We start from the raw sequence: 20,283 nt of genomic DNA, 5'->3' as shown, positions 1-20,283 counted from the left end.
AATCAGTCAGTTCGAAAAAAACAGGACATAAAAAAAGGACATCTCTAGGAGATGTCCTTCTCATTTAAAAAAGTTGATGCTTATTTAAAGGCATTGAAACCTGTTACATCCATACCTGTAATGAGCAGATGTACATCGTGTGTGCCTTCGTAGGTAATTACGCTTTCAAGATTCATCATGTGGCGCATAATCGAATATTCACCGGTTATACCCATACCACCGAGCATCTGCCGTGCATCTCTGCAAATATTCGTAGCAATTTCGCAGCTGTTACGCTTGGCCATGCTCACCTGTTGCGGTGTTGCTCTGCCTTCACTCATCAATACACCTAAACGCCAGTTGAGTAATTGTGCTTTTGTAATTTCAGTAATCATTTCTGCCAGCTTTTTTTGCTGCAGCTGAAAAGCGCCAATAGGTTTTCCAAATTGAATACGTTGTTTGCTGTAACGCAATGCTGTATCGTAACAATCCATGGCAGCGCCTAACACACCCCATGCAATACCGTAACGTGCCTTGGTTAAACAACCAAGCGGACCTTTTAATCCCTGCACATTCGGCAGAATATTTTCTTTCGGCACTTTTACGTTATCGAACACTAACTCACCCGTTGCACTTGCACGCAAACTCCATTTACCATGTGTAGTTGGTGTAGAAAATCCTTCCATACCACGTTCTACAATTACACCACGCACAATACCTTCTTCATCTTTTGCCCATACAACAGCTACCTGCGAAAAAGGTGCATTGCTGATCCACATTTTTGCACCGTTGAGGATAACATGATCGCCTGCATCTTTAATATTCGTGAGCATACTGCTGGGATCACTGCCATGATTGGGCTCTGTTAATCCGAAACAGCCCAGCCACTCACCACTTGCAAGCTTGGGTAAATATTTTTTGCGTTGTTCTTCGTTGCCGTAAGCATAAATGGGGTACATCACGAGACTCCCCTGCACACTTGCAGTTGAACGCACACCACTATCCCCACGCTCCAGTTCCTGCATCATCAATCCATAACTGATATAGTCTAAACCACCACCGCCATATTCAACAGGAACAGTGGGACCAAAGCAGCCTAACTCGCCCATTTGCTGTACAATTTGCTGTGGAAACTCAGCCTTTTGTGCATAGTCTTCAATGATGGGAGAAATTTCTTTTTTCACATACGTACGTACTGCATCACGAATCATTTTATGTTCATCGGTCAACAGTTCATCCACTAAAAAATAATCGGGGCTCTGGAAGAGATCTTGTTTTACTGACATAGCAACATCATTCATTTAAGGTTAACAAATGTACGTATGGGCTGGCACACACAAGGGAAAAAGTTGTACTTTTTCAGCCTGTTAAACTTCAAGTATGAAACAATTACTATTCTTTGGCTTGCTGCTTTTATCGCTTTCGGCATTTGCACAACAAACAACTGAACAACCAAAAGAAAAAATTCAACCTTACTGGTTTGTGATGTTGTTGAAAGGTGCAAACCGTTCGCAGGATTCTGTTACTGCGGCTAAAATACAGCAAGGCCACATGGCCAATATGGCACGCCTGCACAAAGAAGGAAAGTTGAAAGTAGCCGGACCATTTGGTGATGAAGGCGACTGGGTTGGCTTATTCATCTTTGATGCATCGGCTCCTGGCTGTAAAACAAAAGAAGAAATTGAAGCATTAGTGAAAACAGATCCTGCAGTTGCTGCTGGTCGTTTAACCTACGATATTCGTCCGTGGTGGACCATGGGCAGCGGCAGTTTTAAAACGGGAATTCCTGCAAACTAAAACAGGCTATGCAAACAATGTCCATCATTATTTTACGATCTTATACTATTCAATATGCAATTCGTTTATTCTGTTATTTTATTTTTAGTTTTCACCAGTTCATGCAACAGCAGTAAAATGTCTACCAACGATACACAAAAAAAATATACTTATCTCGCCCTTGGCGATAGTTATACCATTGGCGAAAGTGTTCCTGAAAACAAAAACTTTCCGCACCAGGTAGTGGATTTGTTACGAAAAGAAAAGATCAACATCGACGAACCGGGAATTGTTGCCAAAACAGGATGGACAACCGATGAACTGCAGGAACAACTCAGCCGTACACGATTGGCTGTACCGTTTGACTTTGTTACACTGCTGATTGGTGTTAACAACCAATACCGTGGCAGAAGTGAACAAGAATACGCACAACAGTTTGAAGAATTACTGCAGCAGGCAATTGGATATGCCGGAGATAAAGCCAATCATGTAATTGTGCTGAGTATTCCCGATTGGGGCGTAACAGCTTTTGCTAAAGACAGGGACAGAAGCAAAATTGCAAAAGAGATTGATACCTTTAATGCCATCAATGAAACCATTGCAAAGAAATACAAGGTACATTACATCAACATTACACCGTTTACAAGAGAAGCGGCAACTGATATAACATTGGTTGCGGCAGATGGCTTGCATCCATCTGCAAAAGATTATGCACGCTGGGCGAAACTTGTCGCCGAACAGATGTTGAAAATTATTAAGTGATCAGGATTTATTTTTCTTGAAGCGCTCAGCAATAATGGCTAATTCCTCTGCTTTTAGTTTTGTTGTTTGCTGAAGTATAGTAATAAAGGTAGCCACTTCTTCTTCGCTGGCAGGGCAACCGATATTCTCACCGGCTTCGTCCTTCGACACACCGGGCTTTCGCATGTAGCTGTCGGCCAGTAATTCTTGTTTGGCATTAAGTATAAGCCAGAACGGAAGACCGGCTGTTTCACCTTTGTATTTTTTCTTAATAAGGTCAGCTCCTGGTGTTTCAAGATGTTTTTTCCCTTCAGACTCATCTACCGTAAGATGAACGGTAATAAAATTGTCGTCGAAGTACTTTTTACATACCGGATCGTTCATTGAAATATCCATTTTCTTACACCAGCCACACCAGCTTGCATGAAAAAGAACAATGATCTTTTTGTTTTCTGCTTTTGCTTTTACTGATGCCTCTTTTAAAATAGTTTCAGCTGATTGTGCAAATGTATTGTTGCAGAAAATCAACAGCAGCAAAGGAAGAATGTATTTCATACGTTGTATTTGCAAACAAGATAACAACGGAAATCTTATCTGCAAACCAACGAATAGAGACGAATGATATTTTAACAAGATTTAAATCAACAGAGATAACTCTTCATCTCAAACTGGTACTGCTCTGCAATGGCTTTTGCTTCAGTTGCAAAATCCTCTTTACCCGATGCATAGATGACTGCACGACTTGCATTTACAAGAAGTCCGCAATCATTATTCATTGCCTTCTCTGAAATATCTTTCAAGCTGCCGCCCTGTGCACCTACGCCAGGCACTAACAGGAAATGATCGGGAATTATACTGCGGATATTAATAAACTCTTCGGGCTGTGTAGCACCAACAACAAACATTAAGTTATCAGGAGTGCCCCATTTTGCAACGGTACGTAATACACGCTCATACAAAAACTCAGCACGCAAATGTTCTTCGCCATTACTGCTCACCAGTTGTTTTAATTCAAAATCACTGGCACCTTTATTTGAAGTCAATCCAAGTACAATGGCCCACTTGCCTTCATACTCCAGGAAAGGCCGCACACTGTCTTCGCCCATATAAGGGGCTACAGTAACGGCATCAAAATTCATGGCTTCAAAAAAAGCACGGGCATATTGTGTAGAGGTGTTACCGATATCGCCACGCTTGGCATCGGCAATTTTAAAATGTGTATCAGGAATATAATTCACAGTACGCTCCATCGCCTCCCAACCCTTCAAACCCATTGCTTCGTAAAACGCAGTATTGATTTTGTAACTTACACAATGCGGCAATGTAGCATCAATGATCGCTTTATTAAATTCATAGATCGCATCTGGATGCGATTGTAAATGCTTAGGAATTTTCGTAAGATCGGTATCTAACCCTACACATAAATACGATTGCTTTTGCTGAATCTGTTCTACGAGTTGCTGCCTTGTCATGCGGCGAAGATAAAAGAAAGTCGGAAGTCTGTAGTCGGAAAGTCCGGAAGAATCACTCCGCAAAACGAAGAGAATAAAGCCTTCTAACTTTCCGTCTTTCGGACTTACGGACTATCTGTTTTACTGACTTACAATCTTCTTCAACTCCTCCCCAAACTTCCACACTTCTTCAAACGTATTGTACAAAGGTACTGGCGCCAACCGAATCACCGAAGGCTCCCGCCAGTCAACAAAATAGCCGGCATTCATTAATGCTGTATAAATTTCCTTTCCACGTTGCAGCATATTCATACTTACCTGGCAGCCATGCTCTGCTTCGGCACGAGGAGTGGTGAATTCAATAATTGGCTTTGTTTGCGCCTTGTTCACTTCATCGAGTATATACCAGAGATAAGCCGTTAACTGTTTCCGCTTTGTGTTGATGTTGCTCCATCCTGCTTCCTCAAACACTTCCAGCGATGCCAGCAACGATGCATACAACAACAACGGCGGCGTACCTAACTGCCAGCCTTCTGCTGTTTGAATAGGTTTGAAGCCTTTCTCCATTTGAAAACGAGTAGCTTTTTCATACCCCCACCAACCGGCAAAACGTTGCAACGAAGCATCGTTATGATAACGTTCATGAATATACGCTGCAGCAATGGCGCCCGGACCACCGTTGAGATATTTGTAATTGCACCAGCAGGCAAAATCAATATTCCAGTTATGCAGCTCCACTTCAATATTACCGGCAGCATGTGCCAGATCGAACCCAACTTTTGCACCGGCCTTTTGTGCCAGCTGGGTAATGGTTTGCATGTCAAATACCTGACCGCTGTAATAGTTAATCCCGCCGAATAAAACCAATGCCAGCTCATCACGCAGCTCAACGATCTTTTGCAGAATATCTTCGTTACGAAGTGTATGCTCGCCGGGGCGTGGAGCAATTTCTACGATGGCATCGGCAGGATCGTACCCATGATTGCGTACATGTGTTTCCATCATGTACTGATCGCTGGGAAAAGCTTTGGCCTCGCACAAAATTTTGCAACGCTTCCCTTGCGGACGATAAAAACTCACCAGCATCAAATGCAGGTTTACGCTAAGGTTATTCATCACCGTTACTTCGTGGGGTAAACAGCCGACAATTTTACTCAACGGACCTGTTAAGCGATCATGATAATCCATCCACGGTTGCTCAGCATGGAAAAATGATTCTACTCCCTGCTTTGCCCAATCATCCAGAATGGTTTGTAGTTTGTCCTTTGTGCGTTTGGGTTGCAGACCTAACGAATTGCCCAAAAAATAGTATTGCTGGCTTCCGTTTTCAGTTGGAATAAGAAACTCGCTGCGGAAGCTTTTTAATGCATCCTGTTCATCGAGTTGTTGTGCAAATGCAAGCGTTGGTTGAAAGTTCATATTTGTCCTTTGGTCTGACGCCCTCTTCGGACCAATTTATATAACTAATGAATCCGTCAGACGAGGGCGTCAGACGGATTTAAAATAAATTCGGGTAATCGCTGATAATACCATCAACACCCATTGTTTTCAATTGTTCTATTTCTTCTTTTGTATTTACTGTCCACGGAATTACTTTGATCTTTCGCTGATGACAATAACTGATTAATTGTTTATTCACCAACGAATAATGCGGACTGTAGATGGTTGGCATAAAACCCAACGACTCTATTTGCTTTTCTATTCCACGTTGATCGTCATCTTCAATAAGCATCGCTGTTTTGATGTTGGGATAATGCTGATGCAGATATTGCAGTGTACGAAAATCGAACGACTGGATAATAACCCACTGCTCCATTTTCTTTTCTCTGATCACCGCCATCAGCAGTTCAACAAATTCTTCCGGCTTTGGATGAAAGATGTCATCTGTTACAGGTAAACATTTTGTTTCGATGTTGAAATAAGGTTGCGGACGTTTATGCGATTGCAGATAAACGGCAATACTATCAAACAAATCACGGAGCAACGGTTTATAAGCTGCGTTTTTTTGCTGCTGAGGAAAACGGGGATGTGGCCGTAATCCTACATCAAAGCGTTTTACCTCATCATAGGGCATATGAAAGATATTCAAACTCTTCTCTTCTGCCTCTGTTACCAAAGCTCCATCAGGCTTTGTTGCAATTTCATGATTAAAGAACGGTTCATGCGACAACACCACTTGTTTGTCTTTTGTAATCACCACATCCAGCTCCAGCGTTGTAACATTCAACTCCAATGCATGCAGCATAGCAGGAATGGTATTCTCCGGCATCAAACCTCTGCAGCCACGATGACCTTGTTTATCGAAGCCCCCATCCCTTGAAGGGGTGTTTGTAATCGTCTTCATATTTGAACAACTGCTTAATAATATAACAAGGATAAACCTATAACAGCTTTTCATTGCTTAAATACTTTATCTTTCCGTTCTTCCATAGTCTTTGCTACTGCCGCCGCTTCGCTTCCTTCTCCTTTCAAATGACTGATGATGTTATCGTAACTTTTTTCATCTCTGTTCTGGCTCAGCTTAAACACATGATCAATCGATGTAACTTCTATTTCAAACCCAACAATTGCTTTCAGCATTTTTGCTGCGTACTCTGCCGGCAAATTATCGTAGATGGTTGAAGATTGTGTATTCTGTTTTTCATAATGCAGCGATAGTTTGCGCAAGGCATCAATCAACCCTTCTTCATTTAAAAATAACAGCTTTCCACGTACATGCACGCTGCTGTAGTTCCAGGTACTTACCATTTGCGGGTTTTCGTACCATGTAGCACTTACATACGCATGTGCACCGGTAAAAACAACCAGTGCTTCTGCATTTTCTTCAAACACCAACTGATGATCCTGTTTGCGTGTAATATGCCCGAGCAACAGCAACTTCCCCTCCCGCTCTTCAATCATCAACGGAACCTGTGTGGCAACTGCACGGCCATTGCTGTTACCAATCAACATCGCAAACGGATGCTGTTTCATAAACGCAATCACCTGTTGCTGGTCTTCTTCTTTGAACTGTGCTGAACTGTACATGCCTCAAAGGTAAGCTTCTGCCTAAACCAGAGTTTGTTATAAAAAAAATGGCGGACAAGTATGTCCGCCATCAACTACTAACCGCTATGGTTACTTTGCACTTCGAAACACCAGGTTAATAATTGCAAGTATTATAACGGCGCCGAGTGCACCTGTTAAAATAGCCCCTATCCAGCCGGCACCAAAGCTTACTCCTAGCTTTCCCAACACCCAGTAACCAACAATACTGCCAAGAATACCTACAACAATATTTCCAAGTAAACCAAGTCCGTGGCCTTTAAAAATTTGTGCGCCAAGCCAACCGGCTATGGCACCAATTAACAGCGTGACAATAATTTCCATACAATGTGTTTTAAATTGATTGAATAAAATCCTGTCAGCTGCTGTTATAAAATTATCGTGCCAAAAAAAATGGCGGACCGAAAAGTCCGCCATTGTATAAACTATCAAATTCGTTTACGAAACAATTTCGAGCAACTGTGTTGCAGGCATTTCTGCATTACGCATCGAAATGCTTCTTACAGCTGCTGCTGTAAATTCTTCAAATGCTTTTTTAGTTATGGCTTCATCGGTTGCCATCACAGGCTTGCCGTTATCACCACCTTCACGAATGCTTTGCACAATCGGAATTTGTCCGAGGAAATTCATATCAAACTCATCAGCCAAACGCTTACCGCCGTCTTTACCAAAAATGTAATACTTGTTATTTGGCAATTCAGCCGGTGTGAAGTAAGCCATATTCTCCACCAAACCAATAATCGGCACTTTTATCTGTGCCTGACCAAACATGGCAACCGCTTTCTTCGCATCAGCCAAAGCAATATCCTGTGGAGTGGTAACCACAATTGCGCCGGTTACAGGAACAGTTTGTACCAAGGTTAAATGAATATCACCGGTGCCGGGAGGCATGTCAATTACAAGATAATCCAGGTCTTCCCACAACACATCGGTTACAAACTGACGAATGGCACTGCTGGCCATGGGTCCACGCCAAACAATGGCATCTTTTTCGTTCACCAATAAACCAATGCTCATGAATTTAATGCCATATTTTTCCATTGGCACAATCATGGCTTTGCCGTTTACTTCTGTCATTTTCGGACGCTCGCCTCTAACGCCAAACATAATAGGTACGCTTGGTCCGTAAATATCAGCATCCATCAAACCAACTTTTGCGCCGTTTTGTGCCAGTGCCAATGCGAGGTTTGCACTTACGGTGCTCTTACCCACACCGCCTTTACCACTTACAACCGCAATAATATTTTTTACATTGGGAAGTACCGATTTCGGATCTTTCCGGTTACTGCTTGTGTTCGATGTAAAGTTCACAATCACCACTGCATCTTTATTCACCAATAACTGAACAGCATTGGTAGCTGCATGGCCCATCATATCCTTCATCGGGCAGGCCGGAGTGGTTAATACAATCGTAAACGACACTTTATTGCCATCGATTTCAATGTCTTTGATCATATTCAGCGTAACCAGGTCTTTACCAAGGTCGGGCTCCTGTACATTACTCAATGCCTGCAGCACTTGTTCCTTTGTCATGTGTAGTAGTATTTGTTAAAAAAGTGGATCGAAGCGCAAAATTAACCATAGATCGGTTTCAACAGATGAGGCAAATCATGTTTTCAGCTTATTTTTGAAGCAGATGAAGAAATTTCTACTCCTTATATTCCTGACCGGATTGTTTGCCCCCATGGCTGTAAAAGCCCAATTTGAATCGTTTAAAGACTCGGTTGTGCAATTGTATGGTGTGGTGATGACGGCCGACAGCCTGCGTGGCCTCCCCGCCGTAACGGTAAAAGTGCGTAACCAAAACAGGGGCACCTACACCAACGAACAAGGTGTGTTCAGCATTGTGGTAATGAAAGGTGATATCATCGACTTTACCTACGTTGGTTTTAAACCAAAAGAAGTGCTGATACCGGCAAACATTGAAGGCAACTCGTTTAGTGTTATTCAGCTGATGGTTGTTGATACGGTTTATTTGCCTGCAACCATTATTAAAGCAAGACCAAGACGTGAACAGTTTGAACGGGAGTTTGTGAATGCAGATGTGCCTGCCGATAAAATTGAAATAGCCCGCCAGAATACAAAAACGGCACAATCGAGAATATTGATGCAATCGCTGCCGAGAGATGGCAGTGAAAACTCACGTTATGTACAACGGCAGGCTTCGCAACAGCAATTCTACAGTGGCCAGTACCGTCCGCAAAACATCTTTAACCCGGTAGCCTGGAACGAATTTATACAGGCTTGGAAACGGGGAGATTTTAAGAGTAAAAAGTAATTTCCTGCCACGAAGACACGAAGAGATAACGATGCACAACGAAGAAACGAAGTGCATCTTTTTGTATGTATCTGCTTCTCGGTGTGTCAAGTTCGTTGTCTACGCAATGTTCATGGTGTTTTCTTTGTGTCCATAGTGCCTTTGCGACTTCGTGGCAAATTACTTTGTCTTCCATCAGCATTTTTTCCAATTCATGTCATTCAATCAACAATGTGCTTTGCTTATATTGCACGCAATAAAAAAGCATAGAAATGAAACAGATTGCTGTAGTAGGTGCAGGTACCATGGGTAATGGTATTGCACACGTATTTGCCCAAAACGGTTTTACTGTAAAGCTGATTGATGTTAATCCCGGTCAGTTGGTAAAAGCCAAAGAAACCATTACAAAAAATTTAGACCGCCAGGTTGCAAAAGGCGTACTTACCGAAGAACAAAAACAAAGCACATTAAAGAACATTACCACCACACACGATCTGCTTGATGGTGTTACCGATGCCGAATTAGTAGTGGAAGCTGCCACAGAAAATATTGAGCTGAAGCTGGATATTTTTGAAGAGATTGATAAAGCCGCACCTGCCAATTGTATTCTTGCAAGCAACACATCGTCTATTTCCATTACAAAAATTGCAGCGGTAACAAAACGTCCGGGCATGGTCATCGGTATGCATTTCATGAACCCAGTTCCTGTAATGAAACTGGTAGAAATCATCAACGGTTATGCTACAAAACCGGAAGTAACTGATACAATTGTTGAGCTTAGCAAACAGCTTGGTAAAGTGCCTTGTGTTGTAAACGACTATCCGGGCTTTATTGCCAACCGTATTTTAATGCCCATGATCAATGAAGCAATTTATAGTTTATACGAAGGTGTTGCCGGCGTGGAAGAAATTGATACAGTAATGAAATTAGGGATGGCGCACCCGATGGGTCCTTTGCAGTTAGCCGACTTTATTGGTTTGGATGTTTGCCTTGCTATTTTGCGTGTGCTGCAGGATGGATTTGGCAATCCGAAATATGCGCCTTGTCCGTTGCTGGTAAACATGGTTACTGCAGGCAAGTTAGGTGTTAAAACTGGCGAAGGTTTTTACAGCTACGCAGCCGGAAGTAAAGAATTGGTGGTGAGTAAAAGTTTTAAGAAATAAAACTCCCCACAATAAAACGAAAAGCCCTGCAATTGCAGGGCTTTTCGTTTTTACCAATAACCCGATTGTTAATTTGCTTTTGTATAGCGAACAGTATAATCTGCCGACATGTAAAACAACAGGTGACGTAGTTTGATTTCAAATTCTTTTCCTTTCGCAACCCACTTAAAACTGTCGGCTATAATCATACCACTCGCAGGTGCTACATAATTGCCAAACGATAACACCCCTTTTGAGAGTGAATAGTTGGTAGATGCTGTTGCCGGATAGCCCGGCCCCGGAGAACCTGTACTGGTAAAGTCTAACTTATATTGCCCGTTATTTTTAGAAAAAATCAAGATTGCAGCAGGCTCTGTGCCCGTAGCTCCTGTGCGTAACCAGGATCCCAACAACTGCTCGTTTTCGTTTGCCTTTTCTTTTTCACAACTCTGTAACGAAAGCAGTAACAGAAAAATAAATGATAAAGGTTTCATTGCGTAATTTTATATCGGTAAGTTAAACACTATTCGGTAGCTTTCAAACAAGGCAAGTACTGTTACACAGCTATTGTTTATGCTGAAACATCCAAACTATATGACCCTTTTTGCCAGTCTTTACCTGCTGGTCTTTGTCATCTTCATTCAGCTCAATGTTTTCATCAACCTTGTGCATTTGCTTTTTTTATGCTCGCCAATTGTAGTTATAACCTTAATGTGGAGTATTCTCCGCTATGGCAACTACAAGGGAAAAGAGTTTACCGAAGACCAACATTGGGGCTACCAGGACAGACCCGGCAATTAAACAAAAGCTGAATACCGGTTACCTGTGCAATCGTATGGCCATATACGATTAGCTTCTTTCCACTATCTTCGAAATTCATACATCAACACATGCGTCGCTATTTACTCTTCTCCATACTTGTTGCTGCATCAATTATGTGTAGCTGCCGTTCTTCAAAACAATCCAACAAATCGGGCGATTGGGTTTCACTTTTCAACGGTAAAGACATCAACGACTGGATCGTTAAAATTCACCATCACGGTGTTGGTGTAAATTTTGGCAATACTTTTCGTGTAGAAGATAATATGATCAAAGTGCGTTACGACCAGTACGATCAATTCAATGAGCAGTTTGGTCATCTTTATTATAAAATGCCTTATTCTTATTACCATTTGAAACTCGAATATCGTTTCGTAGGCGAATGGTTCAAAACAGCACCTTCTTATACCCTGCGCAACAGCGGTGTAATGTTTCATTCGCAGGATCCGCATACCATGCCGAAAGAACAAGACTGGCCCATTTCGGTAGAGATGCAGTTCCTCGGTGGACTAGGCGATGGCAAACCAAGACCAACAGGAAATATGTGTTCGCCGGGCACAGAGGTGGTACAGAAGGGAACGATTGTGCCATCGCACTGCATCAACTCTTCTTCTAAAACATATGATGGCGAGCAATGGGTAAGTGCAGAATTGATTGTGTTAGGCGATTCATTGATTACGCATATTATCAACGGTGATACGGTACTGCAATATTCAAAACCACAAATTGGTGGCGGCGTCGTTAACCGTTTCGATCCTAAAATCAAACAGGATGGGAAATTATTGAGCAGTGGCTTTATTGCGTTGCAAAGCGAGGGGCAACCGATCGACTTTCGCAACATCCGGATTAAAGACCTGTCGGCTCAGTTTAAAAAATAACAGCAACGCTATTTCTTTACAGTAACGTTTACAACGGTTCCATTACCCGGCTTACTTTCAAGTGCAAGTACGGCATTAATGGATGCGGCCCTTTCCTGCATGATCTGTAATCCCGGCCCTCGCAAATGCTGCTGTACATCAAACCCTTTTCCGTTATCAGTTACACTTATAAGAATTGCATTATCGCTTTCTGTAATCGTTACGGTAGCAGTGGTTGCTTCTGAATGATAGATGACATTGTGTAATGCTTCCTGGCATATGCGAAACAGATCGAGTTGTACTTCTTTCGTTAAACTGCTTTCATCAAAGCTGCCAACCACACTGCAACCAACGGGGCTGATAATGCTGAACTCATTGCAATGCCATCGTAACGTTTCTACCAATCCCAGATCCTGTAACATACCCGGGCTGATCGAAAAAGAAATCCGTTGAATGGTCTGCATCAGCAAATCAGTTACTGCTACTGCATGTTCCAACCTGTTTGTTACCGGCTCTGGTAAGTTTAGTGCTTTATTTCTGATCCATTCAATATCAATTTTCAACACAGCTAATAACTGCGCCAGCTCTTCGTGTAAGGCAACAGACAGGTATTTACGCTCCCGCTCAATATTACCTTTAAAATGGCCAACGAGGCTTTTAACCCTGTGATACTTTGCTTCAACATCAAGCTCAGCCATTTTCCGTACAGTGATATCTTTTGCTATAGCAAACACCACATCTTCGGCTGAGAAATAGATCGAAGTCCATTCGAGCCAGATGACTGCACCCTCTTTTGTGATATATCTGTTTTGAAAATTAAGGAGCGGCTGACCCTTAATTAATTTCTCTCGTTCTGCAGCAGTAGTACTCCTGTCGTCGGGATGTATAAATTCATTTACAGGTCGGCACAGTAATTCTTCTTTGGTATAACCCAGTTTATCAATTACCGATTGATTTACTTTTTTTAAGTACCCATCTTTACCGGCAATACAAACAAGGTCAGGTGTAAGCTCAAAAAAGGGCGTGAGCTCCATTGCAGAAATTTGCGTTAAGTCAGTCATGTTGATTGATCCGTAACAATAATACATACAAAACAGAAACAGCGAACAGCATTTAACATATCTAAAAAACTGCTATTTTACATGCACAGTTTTACAATATGCAACTCCATACACTTACAGTTCCTGTTTTGCAAAACAACGTTGAGCAATTGCTGCACCCGGTTGTTTTGCAAACAAAGCAACAACTTATTTTAATTGATTGCGGCTATGCAGGCGCTTTAACACAACTGAAAACTGCTTTTACAGAAAAACACTTAGCCTTTTCTCAATTAACAGGCATCCTTATTACACATCACGACATTGATCACCTCGGTGCATTGAAAGAATTAAAAGAATTGCTTCCTTCTTTAAAGGTCTATGCAACTGCAATTGAAAAACCCTACATTAATGGTTCAAAAAAATCATTGCGGCAACAACAGGCAGAAGATATGTTTGACAGGATGCCGCCTGAATACAAAGCTTGGGCAAGCGCATTTATTGCGGCACACCAAGCCATTGCGCCTGTTGAAGTAGATGAAACGGTTCCGTTACAAGGCCCATGGCCTTTATTACCCGGTGTAGAAATTATTCACACACCCGGGCATATGCCGGGACATATTTCGTTCTACATCCCTTCCATACAAACGATCATAACTTCAGATGCGGTTGTAATTGAAAAAGGAGAACTAAATATTGCCAATCCGCAGTTTACACTCGATTTAGAGGAAGCAGTAAACAGCATAGATAAACTGGCATCTTATCCTGCAAAACAACTCATCTGCTATCATGGAGGTATGCTTACAGAAAACATTTCGCAGCAATTGCAAGCGCTGGCAATTCGTTACCGGCTATCATAATAAACGAAACTTAAGCTGTACCTACAACAATTTTACTTCAAGTAATTATCCTTTCGTATTTAGTTGAATTCTCCTGCTTGCAGAAAGATAAGGACATAAAAAAAGCCTTCGAAATTTCGAAGGCTTTCTGTGGAAGCACACGGGCTCGAACCGCGGACCCTCTGCTTGTAAGGCAGATGCTCTGAACCAACTGAGCTATGCTTCCTTGATTGGGAGTGCAAAGATAAGGGGACGATTTATACAGCCAAAAAAAAATGAAAAAATATTTGAAATTATTTTTTGGGAGGTCGCAAAAAGTCCAGCGGATTCTTTTTAAAGTATCGCCACAGTATACCTAAAAACTCCGGATAATCTTTCAGCTTAATACCTCTCGATTTAACTGCCACAAAAAATGCAAAACCAAAACTTACAAAGAAGTTAAGGAAACCAATCAACGCTACACCAAGAATAATGATGCCCATGTAGCCCCAATCTACAGGTTTATCCATTCCAAAAAAACCAATAGCAGTATTACCTGCAGAAATTGTGATGTGCCGTATATCGAAGGGGATACCAAATATTTTTCCAATAAACGAAGCCATGCCTAAAAAGAAACCAAGCGACACACTACCTGCAATTGAGCCCAGATTATTTTCAACTTTACTTGCCAGCCAGTTCAATTGTTTTTTTCCGAGGCTATGGTGCAAAGCAGGATGCTGTTGAATGCGTTGCGGCAATTGTGCATACACCACATAATTTTCTACCCAACCTGCAATCAATCCGCTTAAAAACAAAAAGAAACCTGTAAAGCATGCAAATAACAAAGCCAGGCTTTTAAACGGATGTTGCGCCTGTAATAATGCCACAGCTGCATCGCCCTCAGCAATCATAACACCTGTTACTTTGTAAAATAACATGGCAAGCAGGTAGGTTAACGGAAAAACAATAATGAGGTTACCAATGAAGGATGCAATCTGGCTTCTTGAAACCTGTGCAACGGTTACGGCGAGATTATCCAGATCGGGCCGTCCTTTAATTTTTGAGCTGTCGAGCGAGCTTGCAACAGATGATGCTGTAAACGCCGGCTGTTTGGTTGCGAGTGTTGAACCGGTAGACTGTATTACTAAAAAACCAAGACTATAGTTAGTACTGTAAGCAACTCCCTGCCAAAAGGGAGCCAATGTTATTTTACCGAGCAGGTTTTTGGTGATGGCAATAAAGGAAATGATAAAGCCCCCTCCCATTGCACTTAAAAATATCCGGTTGAACTCTGCCCTTGTTTTGGTTATAAATGTCTCCCCTTTTTTCCCTCCGTGTTCAGAAATCTGGTAAGCCAACAAGCCCATATTCTGCGACAAAAATTCACCCAAACTGTTTTTCCTGTTTTGATTACGAACAACAGTTATAAAGTAAGTAATGAACCTGTCAATATCAAAACGTTTATCGTTATCAACTGCATCTAAAATTAACAGCATACGCTCTACATGCTGCTCCATACGTGTAAGCAAAAATGTTTCTGCAAGGCTTGTACCAATACTCCTGCGATGCTCTTTGATCCAGATAATACTTTGCAAACAGTTATGCAATGCTTCAAAAATACCGGCAGCCAATACTTTTTCATCCTGCAGATTATGTGCACCCTTCTTCCGTTCAATTAAAAGGCTGATCAACCTGTTTTGTTCAAGAAAAGGAAATGCAGCGTCACTAACTGTATTATGCTGTCTTGTAATTTCCTTTTCGAGCCCCATCATCGATAACCGGTACGATAATGTTTGCATTGCATCGAGCAACTGATGATTCAATGCCTGTCCATGCAGATCCACTTCAAAACCGATGCGTTCAAAAAAAGAAGCCCATAACTGCGGGTCGATCTTTTCCATCCACACATAATCGTTCTTCTTGTAAAAGATGCGTTCAATTACGTACAGGAAATCGGAAGGCTGCTGCAGCGCCGGAATAATTTTATGTTTGATTTTAGAACTGAGCTCCTGTATAAACCCACGTGAACTTAACAAACCACTTTCAGTTAATGCCGTAGAAAGATTACTATTGGTAAACTGCGAAAGCAAGGCCCGGCGGAGCGAAAAAAGCAACGACTTATCTTCCTGCAGCTGAAATAAAAAGGCCTGGAACTTTAACTCGGCTTCTTCTTTATTGGTTGCATCGGCAGGTCGTACTTTGCGAAACAGCTCCACCAAAAAATCGAGCCCCCTGTTGGTGCTGTTGATGGAAAGCACAATTGCTTTCTCCTTTACAGGCGAATCCTGGGCTTTCTTTTTGGGCAGAAGTCTGAATTTCATACGTTTCGTTTAAAAACTACTTTCAATAGACAATTAACGTACCATTTATGTTGCGTTCACTACCGAAAGAATTGTTTATTTATTTACTCTTTTTAAATTTGCACAATGCCGCAGTTGTCCACCCATACAAAAGAACTTGAAGAAACGGATGTATTAACCGATGTGGAGGAGCCTTGCCATTTAATTATGTGGAATGATGAGGTGAATACATTTGAATGGGTTATTGAAACATTGATTGATGTTTGCGGTCACAGTCAGGAGCAGGCTGAACAGTGTGCCTGGATCATTCATACCAAAGGAAAATACGCAGTTAAAAACGGCTCTTACGATGATCTGAAACCGCTTTGCGATGAAATTACAGATCGTGGCATTGGCGCAACTGTAGAAGCCATTGTATAGCCTGCAGTTGCGTATCCCATCCTCATTTTTGTATACATGAACGTCGCCCTGCTCACAGATGAATTATGGTTTCCCCCTGCTGAAAAAGCAAAAGCAAACGGTTTACTTGCTATTGGCGGCGATTTAAAAACCGAACGTTTATTACTTGCCTACCGCAGTGGTATATTCCCTTGGTTTAACGATGATGAGCCGCCGTTATGGTGGTGCCCCGATCCACGTTGCGTTGTATTTCCCGATGAATTATACATCAGCAAAAGCATGCAACAGTTATTAAAACGAAATGCATTTGAGTATCGCTTCAATACAGCTTTTGAAGAAGTGATTCATTTATGCGGACAAACACGCAAACTGCTGGAAGGAACCTGGATTACAGCAGAAATTGAAGAGGCTTACTGCAAACTGCACAACATGAGTTATGCGTTTAGTGCCGAAGCATGGCTCAACAACGAATTAGTGGGCGGATTATATGGCATTCGTTTAGGCAATATCTTCTTTGGCGAAAGCATGTTCAGCAAAGTAAGTAATGCCAGCAAATATGCATTTATTAAACTTGTACAGCAACTGCAAAAAGATGGAGTGGTGTTAATCGATTGCCAGATTCATACAGCACATCTTGAAAGCCTCGGCGCAAGAATGATTCCCCGCAAAGAGTTTTTACAAATTCTGGCAACGAATACATAAAGACTGTTCAATTACATACCCGTTGCCGGTCTATATTATGCAACTTTCTTCTGTTTAAAATATCCTTTCCAGCGTATCCACCATACGACAGCAGTTGCAAGTAACCACAATGGCCACAGATATAATAAGCCGACGATGATTTCACCAATGGCCTGCCAGCCGCTCACGAATGCTTCTTTTACTTTTTGCCAGAACGTTTCTTTGCCCGGCTCCTGCACCGAGGCGTTTAATACCTGGTAATAAGTAAGATTAATAGTACTCATTGCAGAAGCATTTGACAAATAGTTGATGCGGCCTGTGGCACTTTCAATCTGCTCCTGTATATCGTTGATTTCATTTTGTACCTGCAGAATTTCTTCCATGTTCTTCGCCTGCTTCAACAAATCGAGATAACGTAGACGAACTTGCTTCTTTGCTTCTAAACGTGAACGTGTATCCACATACTGTGTGGTTACATCTTCAGACGAAATCACTTTTTCATTAATCTTTCCATCACCGCTTGTAAGAAAATCAACTGTTGCCTGAAACTGATCGACAGGTACTTTCACAGTTACAGTATTTTCTATTTTGTATTCTGTTTCAGTTTGTTGCTCGTTAGCAATGTAGCCGCCAAACTTTGCAACAGAACTACGCAGTAGCTGGTTGAATTTGGCGTACGCTTTTACTTCAACATTCAACGAAGCTGTTTTGACAATCTTTTTATTCCAGTCGGGTTTACTTTCCGGAATCACTGAAGGTTCTTTTTCTTTTACTCGTTGCTGAGGAGAACCGGGTGCGGGTATTTGTTGCGGGTCATCATACGCAGCTGTACTATCGCCAATAAAATCCGGTGCATTTAATCCAACTTCATTCACTGCAATCGTCTTCTCTTCTCTTTTGCCTTTGTTATTGCATGAAGCTACCAGCAACAGGCTGATGATGCCTGCATAAATATATGTACGCATAAAAATGTTTTTAATTGGATGCAGAATGGTTTGAAATGCATAAGTGCAGGCATTGTTGACGCCTGCACTTTCAATAGCTATTTCACTTTCCTGAAGAAAAGCGTAGTACTGTCGTTGCTCATTACATGCAACTGTTCATTGGTTAGTAACAGCACCTGCAGATGTTGTTTATCCTGCAAAGAATCACCTTCATTGAAAACAAGATGAGCACTGTCGCTGAACGTATACGTACGTTTAACCGGCACAATACTGTCGTTCAGTAATTGTGTTACCGATCCGTCTTTTGCAAAACGAAATGCATAGTTGGTAAGATTGCTATCGAGTGCCATAATCAACACACCCAGGTTGTTTGAATCTTTTGCAGCAAGAGAATCAATTTTCCAATCACCAATGATCGTTTCGGTATAAGAAACGGTTGTGGGCTTGTCTGTAAGCTTTGGTTTAAAATAAATGTACAAAGCTCCGCCTGCGGCTGCCAATAGTACGACAGCCAAAATGATCTTTTTCATTTTGAAATGTTTTTGATTGTTTGAAATGAGAAGCCAGATGCAGGAGCAGCGAAGTACTTGCTGAATTCATTTGCCGGCATGCAAATCATTCAACTGCCAATGTATCGTTCATAAGTAATAATTGATACTACTAACTGTAAAATGTAACCGAAGCCAATTGTTAAAATATACTAAGAGTTTAAAAAAGAAAAAGAATAAAAGCAGAAGAAGTTGTTTTAAAATAAAAAAGGAGCTGACTGCGTCAACTCCTTTACTCTTTTTTCTTTTTAATCTCTTAGCTCTTACTCACCCGCCAGCTCCAGCACAATCTTCCACTCCTCATCTGTTACTTTGCCAACACTTAAACGACCTAAACGTAACAGGTCCATATTCGCTAATCGGGAATCGGCTTTCATTTGCGCAAGCGTTACAGGCTTCTTTAATTTACGCACCGGCTTAAAATCTACTACAACCCATGCATCCTCGTCTGTAGTAGGATCTTGATATGATTCCTTCACCACTTTCGCAATACCAACAATTTCCAACCCTTCGTTACTGTGATAAAAGAACGCTTCGTCCCCTTTCTTCATATCACGGAGATTATTACGGGCAGCATAGTTGCGTACACCATCCCAAAATGTTTGCTTGTCTTTTACAAACTGATCCCAGCTGTACTTAAACGGTTCTGATTTAATTAACCAATGAGCCATATTAATTTGAAAATTTGAGAATGTGGAAATTTGAAAATGAAAATACAGAATTTGAGTTGGAGTTAATTTTCAAATTAACTCACTTTCAAATTGTATTCTCACCAACCATTTGCTAACACATCAGCAAGGTGTAATGTTCGCAGGTTATGCCCTTTTTGTTTGATGTATCCTTCCAAATGCATCAGGCAACTCAAATCGGTAGAAATCATGTACTGTGCACCTGTAGCCAAAGCATTGTTTACTTTCTGATCGGCCATCGCTACGGAGATCGGCTCAAACTTTACTGCGAATGTTCCGCCAAAACCACAACAGGTTTCAACATCATTCATTTCCACCAACTCCAGGCCTTGTACATTATTGAGCAGTTTACGTGGACCTTCTTTGATCTTACATTCACGCAGGCCTGCACAGCTATCGTGGTAAGTAGCCTTCCCTTCCAGCTTGGCACCAACATTATCCACCTTCAACACATCCGTTAAAAACTCGCTGAACTCGTACAGGCGTTTGCCCATATCCTTCACTTCGTTGTGAACAGAAGAGTTATCAAATATTTTACCGTAATAGTTGCGTACAAACCCTGTGCAGGATGCGCTGGGCGCAACAATAAAATCAGAGCCGGAAAAATCTTTCAGAAACTTCGTTGCCACATCTTTGCACTCGTGCTGAAACCCTGCATTAAAAGCAGGTTGTCCGCAACAGGTTTGATTGGCGTTGTAATGAACCGTACAACCAAGCTTCTCCAGAACCTTCACCATATTAAAGGCGGTTTGCGGATACAACTGATCTACAAAGCATGGTATAAACAACTGTACATTCAT

At 41.7% G+C, this 20,283-nt stretch carries 24 protein-coding genes and 1 tRNA gene; 9 read left to right on the top strand and 16 right to left on the bottom strand.

Going from position 1 to position 20,283, the window contains the following annotated elements; translation table 11 throughout:
* Positions 1-80: 80 nt before the first annotated feature.
* Complete coding sequence (locus IQ13_RS14535) at positions 81-1,265, bottom strand: acyl-CoA dehydrogenase family protein (RefSeq protein ID WP_144887117.1); 1,185 nt, start codon at positions 1,263-1,265, stop codon at positions 81-83.
* A 94-nt stretch (positions 1,266-1,359) separates the two neighbouring features.
* Here IQ13_RS14535 and IQ13_RS14530 point away from each other — a divergent pair, with 94 nt between their 5' ends.
* Together IQ13_RS14530 and IQ13_RS14525 are read left to right on the top strand one after the other, a co-directional pair.
* Complete coding sequence (locus IQ13_RS14530) at positions 1,360-1,776, top strand: YciI family protein (protein WP_144887116.1); 417 nt, start codon at positions 1,360-1,362, stop codon at positions 1,774-1,776.
* Positions 1,777-1,893: 117 nt separating this feature from the next.
* Entirely contained in the window at positions 1,894-2,517 is a 624-nt protein-coding gene (locus IQ13_RS14525) for an SGNH/GDSL hydrolase family protein (RefSeq protein WP_144887115.1), read from the top strand.
* On the opposite strand, the gene IQ13_RS14520 is transcribed toward IQ13_RS14525, so the two are convergent.
* The 7 genes from IQ13_RS14520 to IQ13_RS14490 form a co-directional block, all read right to left on the bottom strand.
* Positions 2,518-3,051: a thioredoxin family protein gene (locus tag IQ13_RS14520; protein ID WP_144887114.1), complete on the bottom strand. Its 534-nt coding sequence runs from the start codon at positions 3,049-3,051 to the stop codon at positions 2,518-2,520.
* Positions 3,052-3,137: 86 nt separating this feature from the next.
* The gene (pyrF, locus tag IQ13_RS14515; protein ID WP_144887113.1) at positions 3,138-3,968 is read right to left on the bottom strand and encodes an orotidine-5'-phosphate decarboxylase; all 831 of its coding nucleotides are present in this window, start codon (positions 3,966-3,968) and stop codon (positions 3,138-3,140) included.
* Between the two features lie 120 nt (positions 3,969-4,088).
* Positions 4,089-5,366, bottom strand: coding sequence for a kynureninase (kynU, locus tag IQ13_RS14510; protein WP_144887112.1), 1,278 nt, complete (start codon positions 5,364-5,366; stop codon positions 4,089-4,091).
* A gap of 79 nt (positions 5,367-5,445) precedes the next feature.
* Positions 5,446-6,291 (bottom strand): glycerophosphodiester phosphodiesterase, encoded by an 846-nt coding sequence (locus tag IQ13_RS14505; protein WP_242009560.1) that lies wholly within the window; start codon positions 6,289-6,291, stop codon positions 5,446-5,448.
* A gap of 50 nt (positions 6,292-6,341) precedes the next feature.
* Complete coding sequence (locus tag IQ13_RS14500) at positions 6,342-6,974, bottom strand: FMN-binding negative transcriptional regulator (RefSeq protein ID WP_144887110.1); 633 nt, start codon at positions 6,972-6,974, stop codon at positions 6,342-6,344.
* A gap of 90 nt (positions 6,975-7,064) precedes the next feature.
* A complete protein-coding gene (locus IQ13_RS14495) occupies positions 7,065-7,316 on the bottom strand; it encodes a GlsB/YeaQ/YmgE family stress response membrane protein (protein ID WP_144887109.1) in 252 nt (83 codons plus the stop codon).
* A 114-nt stretch (positions 7,317-7,430) separates the two neighbouring features.
* Complete coding sequence (locus IQ13_RS14490; RefSeq protein ID WP_144887108.1) at positions 7,431-8,525, bottom strand: Mrp/NBP35 family ATP-binding protein; 1,095 nt, start codon at positions 8,523-8,525, stop codon at positions 7,431-7,433.
* A gap of 103 nt (positions 8,526-8,628) precedes the next feature.
* On the opposite strand from IQ13_RS14490, the gene IQ13_RS14485 reads away from it, so the two are divergent.
* Together IQ13_RS14485 and IQ13_RS14480 are read left to right on the top strand one after the other, a co-directional pair.
* Positions 8,629-9,270 (top strand): carboxypeptidase-like regulatory domain-containing protein, encoded by a 642-nt coding sequence (locus IQ13_RS14485; protein WP_144887107.1) that lies wholly within the window; start codon positions 8,629-8,631, stop codon positions 9,268-9,270.
* A 251-nt stretch (positions 9,271-9,521) separates the two neighbouring features.
* Positions 9,522-10,412 (top strand): 3-hydroxyacyl-CoA dehydrogenase family protein, encoded by an 891-nt coding sequence (locus tag IQ13_RS14480; RefSeq protein WP_144887106.1) that lies wholly within the window; start codon positions 9,522-9,524, stop codon positions 10,410-10,412.
* Between the two features lie 68 nt (positions 10,413-10,480).
* Here IQ13_RS14480 and IQ13_RS14475 read toward each other — a convergent pair whose 3' ends face one another.
* The gene (locus IQ13_RS14475; protein ID WP_144887105.1) at positions 10,481-10,885 is read right to left on the bottom strand and encodes a hypothetical protein; all 405 of its coding nucleotides are present in this window, start codon (positions 10,883-10,885) and stop codon (positions 10,481-10,483) included.
* 79 nt (positions 10,886-10,964) lie between these two features.
* Here IQ13_RS14475 and IQ13_RS14470 point away from each other — a divergent pair, with 79 nt between their 5' ends.
* Together IQ13_RS14470 and IQ13_RS14465 are read left to right on the top strand one after the other, a co-directional pair.
* Positions 10,965-11,192, top strand: coding sequence for a hypothetical protein (locus IQ13_RS14470; protein WP_199758277.1), 228 nt, complete (start codon positions 10,965-10,967; stop codon positions 11,190-11,192).
* 89 nt (positions 11,193-11,281) lie between these two features.
* Positions 11,282-12,088 (top strand): 3-keto-disaccharide hydrolase, encoded by an 807-nt coding sequence (locus IQ13_RS14465; protein WP_144887104.1) that lies wholly within the window; start codon positions 11,282-11,284, stop codon positions 12,086-12,088.
* Between the two features lie 8 nt (positions 12,089-12,096).
* Here IQ13_RS14465 and IQ13_RS14460 read toward each other — a convergent pair whose 3' ends face one another.
* Positions 12,097-13,128, bottom strand: a complete 1,032-nt coding sequence (locus tag IQ13_RS14460) for a PAS domain-containing sensor histidine kinase (protein WP_158637404.1) — start codon at positions 13,126-13,128, stop codon at positions 12,097-12,099.
* A 98-nt stretch (positions 13,129-13,226) separates the two neighbouring features.
* Between IQ13_RS14460 and IQ13_RS14455 the strand changes: the two genes are divergently transcribed.
* Positions 13,227-13,964, top strand: coding sequence for an MBL fold metallo-hydrolase (locus tag IQ13_RS14455; RefSeq protein WP_144887102.1), 738 nt, complete (start codon positions 13,227-13,229; stop codon positions 13,962-13,964).
* Positions 13,965-14,094: 130 nt separating this feature from the next.
* On the opposite strand, the gene IQ13_RS14450 is transcribed toward IQ13_RS14455, so the two are convergent.
* Together IQ13_RS14450 and IQ13_RS14445 are read right to left on the bottom strand one after the other, a co-directional pair.
* A tRNA-Val gene (locus tag IQ13_RS14450) sits at positions 14,095-14,169 on the bottom strand.
* A 67-nt stretch (positions 14,170-14,236) separates the two neighbouring features.
* On the bottom strand, positions 14,237-16,243 hold the full coding sequence (locus tag IQ13_RS14445) for a transporter-like protein (protein ID WP_144887101.1): 2,007 nt from the start codon (positions 16,241-16,243) through the stop codon (positions 14,237-14,239).
* A gap of 105 nt (positions 16,244-16,348) precedes the next feature.
* On the opposite strand from IQ13_RS14445, the gene IQ13_RS14440 reads away from it, so the two are divergent.
* A complete protein-coding gene (locus tag IQ13_RS14440) occupies positions 16,349-16,642 on the top strand; it encodes an ATP-dependent Clp protease adaptor ClpS (protein ID WP_144887100.1) in 294 nt (97 codons plus the stop codon).
* A gap of 36 nt (positions 16,643-16,678) precedes the next feature.
* Positions 16,679-17,323 carry a leucyl/phenylalanyl-tRNA--protein transferase gene (gene aat, locus IQ13_RS14435; protein WP_144887099.1) on the top strand — a complete coding sequence of 215 codons (645 nt, stop codon included), beginning with the start codon at positions 16,679-16,681 and terminating at the stop codon, positions 17,321-17,323.
* Positions 17,324-17,358: 35 nt separating this feature from the next.
* On the opposite strand, the gene IQ13_RS14430 is transcribed toward aat, so the two are convergent.
* From IQ13_RS14430 to IQ13_RS14415, 4 genes are all read right to left on the bottom strand, one after another.
* Positions 17,359-18,267, bottom strand: a complete 909-nt coding sequence (locus IQ13_RS14430) for a DUF4349 domain-containing protein (protein ID WP_144887098.1) — start codon at positions 18,265-18,267, stop codon at positions 17,359-17,361.
* 77 nt (positions 18,268-18,344) lie between these two features.
* Positions 18,345-18,776: a hypothetical protein gene (locus IQ13_RS14425; RefSeq protein WP_144887097.1), complete on the bottom strand. Its 432-nt coding sequence runs from the start codon at positions 18,774-18,776 to the stop codon at positions 18,345-18,347.
* Between the two features lie 281 nt (positions 18,777-19,057).
* On the bottom strand, positions 19,058-19,465 hold the full coding sequence (locus tag IQ13_RS14420; protein WP_144887096.1) for an EVE domain-containing protein: 408 nt from the start codon (positions 19,463-19,465) through the stop codon (positions 19,058-19,060).
* A 98-nt stretch (positions 19,466-19,563) separates the two neighbouring features.
* Positions 19,564-20,283, bottom strand: a complete 720-nt coding sequence (locus IQ13_RS14415; RefSeq protein ID WP_144887095.1) for a (Fe-S)-binding protein — start codon at positions 20,281-20,283, stop codon at positions 19,564-19,566.

The organism is Lacibacter cauensis, assembly GCF_007830055.1.
GTDB lineage: Bacteria > Bacteroidota > Bacteroidia > Chitinophagales > Chitinophagaceae > Lacibacter > Lacibacter cauensis.
Note: the sequence above shows the minus strand (reverse complement) of the source record. Positions and strands in the feature narration are given on the sequence as shown.

Bases quoted from the DNA above. Each gene is read 5' to 3' on its own strand.
- IQ13_RS14530 (WP_144887116.1), top strand. From the start codon at position 1,360: ATGAAACAATTACTATTCTTTGGCTTGCTGCTTTTATCGCTTTCGGCA.
- pyrF (WP_144887113.1), bottom strand. From the start codon at position 3,968: ATGACAAGGCAGCAACTCGTAGAACAGATTCAGCAAAAGCAATCGTAT.
- IQ13_RS14520 (WP_144887114.1), bottom strand. From the start codon at position 3,051: ATGAAATACATTCTTCCTTTGCTGCTGTTGATTTTCTGCAACAATACA.
- IQ13_RS14415 (WP_144887095.1), bottom strand. From the start codon at position 20,283: ATGAATGTACAGTTGTTTATACCATGCTTTGTAGATCAGTTGTATCCG.
- IQ13_RS14490 (WP_144887108.1), bottom strand. From the start codon at position 8,525: ATGACAAAGGAACAAGTGCTGCAGGCATTGAGTAATGTACAGGAGCCC.
- kynU (WP_144887112.1), bottom strand. From the start codon at position 5,366: ATGAACTTTCAACCAACGCTTGCATTTGCACAACAACTCGATGAACAG.
- IQ13_RS14460 (WP_158637404.1), bottom strand. From the start codon at position 13,128: ATGACTGACTTAACGCAAATTTCTGCAATGGAGCTCACGCCCTTTTTT.
- IQ13_RS14495 (WP_144887109.1), bottom strand. From the start codon at position 7,316: ATGGAAATTATTGTCACGCTGTTAATTGGTGCCATAGCCGGTTGGCTT.
- IQ13_RS14475 (WP_144887105.1), bottom strand. From the start codon at position 10,885: ATGAAACCTTTATCATTTATTTTTCTGTTACTGCTTTCGTTACAGAGT.
- IQ13_RS14480 (WP_144887106.1), top strand. From the start codon at position 9,522: ATGAAACAGATTGCTGTAGTAGGTGCAGGTACCATGGGTAATGGTATT.
- IQ13_RS14425 (WP_144887097.1), bottom strand. From the start codon at position 18,776: ATGAAAAAGATCATTTTGGCTGTCGTACTATTGGCAGCCGCAGGCGGA.
- IQ13_RS14430 (WP_144887098.1), bottom strand. From the start codon at position 18,267: ATGCGTACATATATTTATGCAGGCATCATCAGCCTGTTGCTGGTAGCT.
- IQ13_RS14485 (WP_144887107.1), top strand. From the start codon at position 8,629: ATGAAGAAATTTCTACTCCTTATATTCCTGACCGGATTGTTTGCCCCC.
- IQ13_RS14505 (WP_242009560.1), bottom strand. From the start codon at position 6,291: ATGAAGACGATTACAAACACCCCTTCAAGGGATGGGGGCTTCGATAAA.
- IQ13_RS14525 (WP_144887115.1), top strand. From the start codon at position 1,894: ATGTCTACCAACGATACACAAAAAAAATATACTTATCTCGCCCTTGGC.
- IQ13_RS14455 (WP_144887102.1), top strand. From the start codon at position 13,227: ATGCAACTCCATACACTTACAGTTCCTGTTTTGCAAAACAACGTTGAG.
- IQ13_RS14470 (WP_199758277.1), top strand. From the start codon at position 10,965: ATGCTGAAACATCCAAACTATATGACCCTTTTTGCCAGTCTTTACCTG.
- IQ13_RS14445 (WP_144887101.1), bottom strand. From the start codon at position 16,243: ATGAAATTCAGACTTCTGCCCAAAAAGAAAGCCCAGGATTCGCCTGTA.
- IQ13_RS14500 (WP_144887110.1), bottom strand. From the start codon at position 6,974: ATGTACAGTTCAGCACAGTTCAAAGAAGAAGACCAGCAACAGGTGATT.
- IQ13_RS14535 (WP_144887117.1), bottom strand. From the start codon at position 1,265: ATGTCAGTAAAACAAGATCTCTTCCAGAGCCCCGATTATTTTTTAGTG.
- aat (WP_144887099.1), top strand. From the start codon at position 16,679: ATGAACGTCGCCCTGCTCACAGATGAATTATGGTTTCCCCCTGCTGAA.
- IQ13_RS14440 (WP_144887100.1), top strand. From the start codon at position 16,349: ATGCCGCAGTTGTCCACCCATACAAAAGAACTTGAAGAAACGGATGTA.
- IQ13_RS14420 (WP_144887096.1), bottom strand. From the start codon at position 19,465: ATGGCTCATTGGTTAATTAAATCAGAACCGTTTAAGTACAGCTGGGAT.
- IQ13_RS14465 (WP_144887104.1), top strand. From the start codon at position 11,282: ATGCGTCGCTATTTACTCTTCTCCATACTTGTTGCTGCATCAATTATG.